5 protein-coding genes are annotated in these 5550 nt (G+C 66.5%); all 5 read left to right on the top strand.

Annotation, left to right across the window (positions count from 1 at the left end; translation table 11 throughout):
• Nucleotides 1-158 precede the first annotated feature (158 nt).
• The 5 genes from H0X00_RS20950 to H0X00_RS20930 are packed head-to-tail and all read left to right on the top strand — an operon-like array spanning nt 159 to nt 5463.
• Nucleotides 159-563, top strand: a complete 405-nt coding sequence (locus H0X00_RS20950; protein WP_293774499.1) for a hypothetical protein — start codon at nt 159-161, stop codon at nt 561-563.
• Nucleotides 560-2653: an ABC transporter permease gene (locus H0X00_RS20945; protein WP_293774497.1), complete on the top strand. Its 2094-nt coding sequence runs from the start codon at nt 560-562 to the stop codon at nt 2651-2653. Before H0X00_RS20950 ends, H0X00_RS20945 begins: the two co-directional genes overlap by 4 nt.
• On the top strand, nt 2650-3417 hold the full coding sequence (locus tag H0X00_RS20940) for an ABC transporter ATP-binding protein (RefSeq protein WP_293774495.1): 768 nt from the start codon (nt 2650-2652) through the stop codon (nt 3415-3417). The genes H0X00_RS20945 and H0X00_RS20940 overlap by 4 nt, the downstream gene beginning before the upstream one ends.
• Nucleotides 3410-4108: an ABC transporter ATP-binding protein gene (locus tag H0X00_RS20935; RefSeq protein WP_293774493.1), complete on the top strand. Its 699-nt coding sequence runs from the start codon at nt 3410-3412 to the stop codon at nt 4106-4108. The genes H0X00_RS20940 and H0X00_RS20935 overlap by 8 nt, the downstream gene beginning before the upstream one ends.
• On the top strand, nt 4105-5463 hold the full coding sequence (locus tag H0X00_RS20930) for a hypothetical protein (protein ID WP_293774491.1): 1359 nt from the start codon (nt 4105-4107) through the stop codon (nt 5461-5463). The genes H0X00_RS20935 and H0X00_RS20930 overlap by 4 nt, the downstream gene beginning before the upstream one ends.
• The last annotated feature ends 87 nt before the right edge of the window (nt 5464-5550 follow it).

Below are 5550 nucleotides of genomic sequence, written 5' to 3'. Positions count from 1 at the left end.
CACGGCCGAGCAGGCCGGGCTCGCTCATGCGGTGTCCACGCGTGAGCACGCGTAGCCAGCAGCTGGGTCGTCCCGCACGACGGAGTACTGGATCGCGCGCCGCATCGTCATCAAGTCAAGGCGCCGCGTCATCTTCCGGTTCTCCGTGGACGTCCCAGATGTACGTGGTCTACGCCGTGCTCGCCGTTCTCGGCGCGGTGCTGTTCTTCATCGGTACGGGCATGGTCGGGAACGAGACGGTCTATGACGACCAGGTTCCGGGCATCAACCTGGCCATCGTGGGTGTGGTGTTGGCGAACGCGGCCGGGGTCCTGCTCCTGCTGGCCGGTCGCCGTTCGGTGACCACCCGCCGGGTGGCCGTGCTCGGTGCGGTTCCGGTCGCGCAGGAGAAGGTCGCCACGATCACCGCTCCGGCCAGCTCGGCCCACCTGGTCGGCGGCGAGGGCCTGACCCACTTCCACCGCGCGGACTGCGCGATGGCGGCGGGGCGTGAGTGGCCCGAGCTCGACCGGAGTGCGCATGAGCGCGCCGGCCGCACCGCATGCGGAGTGTGTAAGCCATGAACCAGTTCCTGAACTACATGGTCCCGGGAGTCGCGGACGGTTCGGTCTACGCCCTCGCGGCGATCGGCCTGGTCCTGACCTACAAGACCTCGGGCGTGTTCAACTTCGCGCACGGCGCCCTGGCGGCGACCGGCGCGTACGTCTTCTACGAGGGCTATGTCGAGCAGGGCTGGAAGTGGCCCTTCGCGTTCCTGGTCTCGCTGCTCGTCGTCGGTGTCCTGGGCGGGTTGATCCTGGAACGGTTGGCGACTTTGCTCGCCTCGGCGCCCACGGTCACCACCGTGGTCGCGACCGTGGGTCTGCTGGTGCTGCTGCAGTCGCTGATGACGGCGATCTACGGCGCTTCGGACAAGAAGAGTGGTGACTTCCTACCGACGAACGGTCCCAGGGTCGGTGACGTCACCATTTCCTACGGCGAGATGATGATCACCGGCTTCTGCCTGGGTGCCGCCCTCGCGTTGTTCGCCTTCTTCGGGCGGACCCGGATGGGCCGGGCGATGACGGCGGTTGTCGACGACCCGAACCTGCTGGCCCTGCAAAAGAGCAACCCGGCGGTGGTGCGCCGGCTCTCCTGGGTGCTCGGGTCCTGCTTCGCGACGATCTCCGGGATGCTGCTCGCACCCAAGTTGGGTGTGTCGGTGGGCGTGCTCGTGCTCATCGTGATCGCGGCCTACGGTGCGGCGGCGGTCGGTCTGTTCGAGAACCTGCCGCTGACGGTGGCGGGTGCGTTCTTCATCGGCATCCTGGTCAACTATTTGCCCTCGCAGACCCAGAAGACCCAGTCGCTGTTCCTGCAGTCGATGCCGCGCAACGTGCCCTTCATCGTGCTGCTGCTGGTGTTCCTTTTCGTGCCGGCGCGGATGCTCACCGAACGTGGTGTGCGCAATGCCCGCCGGTTCAAGCCGCCGAAGGCGTTCTCCCTGCCGGTCACCGCGGCCGGTCTGGCCGCCCTGCTCGGTTTGATGATCGCGGTTCCGCACGTCGTCGCGGAAACCGACGTCACGGTGTACAGCGCGTTCGTGGCCTACGCGATCATCTTCATGTCCCTCGGCATGCTGGTCTGGATGTCAGGTCAGATCTCGCTGTGTCACCTCGGCTTCGCCGCGATCGGCGCGACCGTGTCGGGCAAGTTGATGACGCTCGGGTTCTTCGGGTGGCTGCCCCTGGTCGGCGACAAGACGGTCTCCTGGCCGGTCGCGGTCATCATCGGCGGGCTGGTCGCGATCCCGTTCGGGGCGATCGTGGCCATCCCGGCCATCCGCCTGGCGGGCATCTACGTCGCGATCGCGACGTTCGGCTTCGGCATCTTGTTGCAGCAGGCGTTCTACCTGGCTCCGGTCATGTTCGACGGTGCGAGCCTGGTGCAGCACCCGCGCCCGGGTGAGGAGTTCAGCGTCGGCGCGACCTCGAAGCGGTTCGAGCCGGTCGAGGGCACGTCGGCGGGCCTGTTCGGGATCGACTTCTCGAACGAGAAGAACTACTACTACCTCGCGCTGTCCGTGCTCGTGGTCATGGCCGCGATCGTCCTGCTCGTCCAGCGCAGCCGACTCGGTGCGCTGCTGCGGGCGATGGCGGACTCCGGTGTCGCCCTCGAGGCGCACGGTGCGAACACCAACGTCATGCGCATCATCGTGTTCTGCCTCTCGGCGTTCATGGCCGGAGTCGGCGGCGGCGTGCTTGCGGGCGTGACCCAGTCGGCCAGTGGCAACCCGGGCGGCACGTTCGACTACACGGTCTCGCTGATCTTCGTCGCGGTTCTCGGCTTCTGCGGCCGGCGCCCGATCTTGTCCCCGATCCTGGCGGCCTTCGCCTTCCAGGTCATCAAGATCTACCCGCCCTTCGACGACCCGACGATGATCAAGTACCGCGGTGTCATGTTCGGCGCGCTCGCGATCTTCGTCGCGGTGGCCCCGGCGCTGAATCTCAACACCCTGCTCGGCACCCGCGGCAAGGAACGAGCGCTGGACGCCGAGGGCGGCGGTGGCGGCAGCTCGGTCCGGGACCGCCTGGACGTCACACCCGTGCGGCCGGTCACCATCCGAACCGTCGAGGAACCCGTGCTCCTCGGGAGTAAGGGGTCAGGGGCATGAGCGTCGACCTCGACGTCCAGAACGTCACGGTCCGCTTCGGCGGCATCGTGGCGGTCAACGACGCCACTCTGTATGCGAAGCAAGGCCAGATCACCGGCCTGATCGGCCCGAACGGTGCGGGCAAGACCACCTTCTTCAACGCCTGCACCGGGCGTAACCACCCGCAGTCCGGCACCGTCCGCCTCGGCGAGCAGGACCTGCACGGTCACCGGTCCTCGAACCGGGCGCACCACGGTCTGGGGCGGACCTTCCAGCGGATGGAGCTCTTCGAGAGCCTCACCGTCCTGGAGAACGTGCGGACCGGCCCGGCCGCTTTCTATTCCAGTTACCGCCCCCTCGGGTTGCTCTACTCGACCCGCAAGGAAACCAAGCAGATCAAGGCGCGCGCCGAAGAAGCGATGGCGCACTGCCACATCGCGCACCTGCAGAACAAGACTGTGGGCGACCTGTCCACCGGTCAGCGCCGGTTGGTCGAGCTGGCCCGCGCGATCGCCACGCCGTTCAAATTCCTGCTGCTCGACGAGCCGTCCTCCGGTCTGGACGTCGCTGAGACCCACGCCTTCGGCAAGGTTCTCAGCGACTGGGTGAACGAGACCGGATTCGGAATTCTCATCGTCGAGCACGACATGGCGTTGGTCTCGGAGATCTGCCAGCAGATCTACGTGCTCGACTTCGGCAAGATCATCTACCAGGGCACCACCCGGGAAGCCCTGAGCAGCGACCTGGTGAAGGCCGCTTACCTCGGGGAGGTCTCCGTTGCTTGAGCTACGCAACATCACCGCCGGTTACGACACCGGCACGGTTCTGCGCGACGTCACGTTGACCGTGCCGGACAACGCCACCGTCGCACTGCTGGGACCCAACGGTGCCGGCAAGACCACGCTGCTCCGCGTGGCCTCCGGCATGATCAAGCCGTACTCCGGCCAGATCCTGATCGACGGCGTCGATGTAACGGGTGACCCCGCTTTCAAGATCTCCCGGAAGGGGATCATCCACGTCCCCGAGGGGCGGGGTATTTTCCCGTCCCTGAGCGTGACAGACAACATCCTCTTGCAGTGTCCGCCCGGAGACTTCAAGAAGGGATTCAAGACGGCGACGACCACGTTCCCGCGACTCGGGGAACGCGCTCGGCAGATTGCCCGGACGATGAGCGGTGGTGAGCAGCAAATGCTCGCTCTTTCTCACGCGTACGTCAGCAATCCGCACGTCGTACTGCTCGATGAAGTGTCGATGGGATTGGCGCCAAAGATTGTTGAAGAAATTTTCGAGTATCTGACTGATCTCGGAAAGCAGGGCGTCGCCCAGTTGCTCGTCGAGCAGTATGTGGGTCAAGCGCTGAAAATGGCCGACTACGTCTACATCCTTGATCGTGGACGCATCAGTTTCGCCGGGGAGCCTGGCGAAATCAGTGAGGAGACAATCATGAACAGCTACCTCGGATCGTTGGCGTCATGAGGACGCCTCGCTGGGCGCTCGCCCTTACCGCTCTCGGCACTCTCGGTGGCTCGGCCCTCATCGTGGGTCTGCCGGGTTCCGCATCCGCAGAAGACACCCGCTACAACCTTGAGGCCCGCGGCGACGCGTTCTACTTCGAGGTCAACGGCGACGAGATCCCGGCCTCGCCGAAGAACGACGCCGGTTCGCTGACCGCTACGGCGGAGACCACCAACTCCGGTGGCAGCAAGGGCTTCGCGGGCGTGCCGTACTTCGGCAACACCGTGCAGACCCTGCCCGGCACCGTGAACGGCGTCCCGAACCAGTTCGGCGCCGGCCAGCTCCAGATCCCCTTCGCCGTCCTGCCCGGGTACGTGCAGACAGCCTCCTCGGGCACCCCGGAGGCGGAGGCGGAGTTCGGGTACGGCCGGGTGAAGTCCTCCAGTTCGGAGACCGCGGCCACCTCGTCGGCCGCCTACGGCGCCCCGGCGCAGATCCCGGCGCCGAACCAGCAGCAGACCGCGAACGCCTCCACCGAGAGCAAGGGCAACTCCGTCTCGGCGGTTGCGTCCGGCAGCTCGGCCGGCTTCGTGTCCGGCCCGCTGGAGGTCGGCAACTCCACCGCGATCGCCTCCATCACCCAGAGCGTGGGCCAGGAAGCGAAGATCGAGGCCAAGACCTTCGGTCGCTTCTCGGTCAGCGGCCAGGAGTTCGGCTTCGACCAGAACGGCTTCAAGTACGCGGGCCAGGGCATGTCCAGCAAGGACGCCATCAGCCAGGCCAACAACACCCTCAAGGCCGCCGGCATCCAGATCGACCTCGCCCCGGTCATCACCGACAAGGACGAGACCGGTAAGACCACCTACACCATCGGTGGCCTGCTGATCACGACCACCCAGACCAGCCCGACGGGTTCGGGTGGCGTCTTCCAGATCACCTACATCCTGGGTCGGGCCAAGGTCGGCGCAGCGATCGCGACGCTGGGCTTCGCCTCCTCCGACGGCAGCACCTCGGCCGGCGTGGACAGCAGCAGCACCGACAGCAGCACCGACGCGAGCACCGGCTCGGCGACCACCGACTCCGCGGCCTCCGGCCTGGACGCCGCGGCACTGCCGAGCGACCTGGCGGCGCAGGCGGCGACCGTTCCGACCAACATCGCGACCATCACCGACGCTGGTGTGGTGGCTCCGGTGGTGGACGGCACGCAGGTGGCCGGCTCGACGGACACGGTCAAGTCGCTCGGTTTCTCGGCGAAGCCCGGGCAGACCGGTGAGGGCAGCGAGTGGCTCTACGCGATGCTGATCCTGGCGGGCGTGGGGGTCCTCGGTGGACACTTCCTCTTCACCCGCTTCGCGGTTGCAGCCAAGGGCGCCTGAGCTTCAGCAGTAAGCCTGATCAATAGTTGGTGCATCTGCCCGCCGCCCTCCGGGGTCGGCGGGCAGATGTGCTTAAGCTCCCAGGAG

The sequence above is a fragment of the Sporichthya sp. genome (genome assembly GCF_013815995.1).
GTDB lineage: Bacteria > Actinomycetota > Actinomycetes > Sporichthyales > Sporichthyaceae > Sporichthya.
The sequence above is the reverse complement of the archived record's forward strand: the minus strand, read 5'-3'. Positions and strand labels throughout refer to the sequence as shown.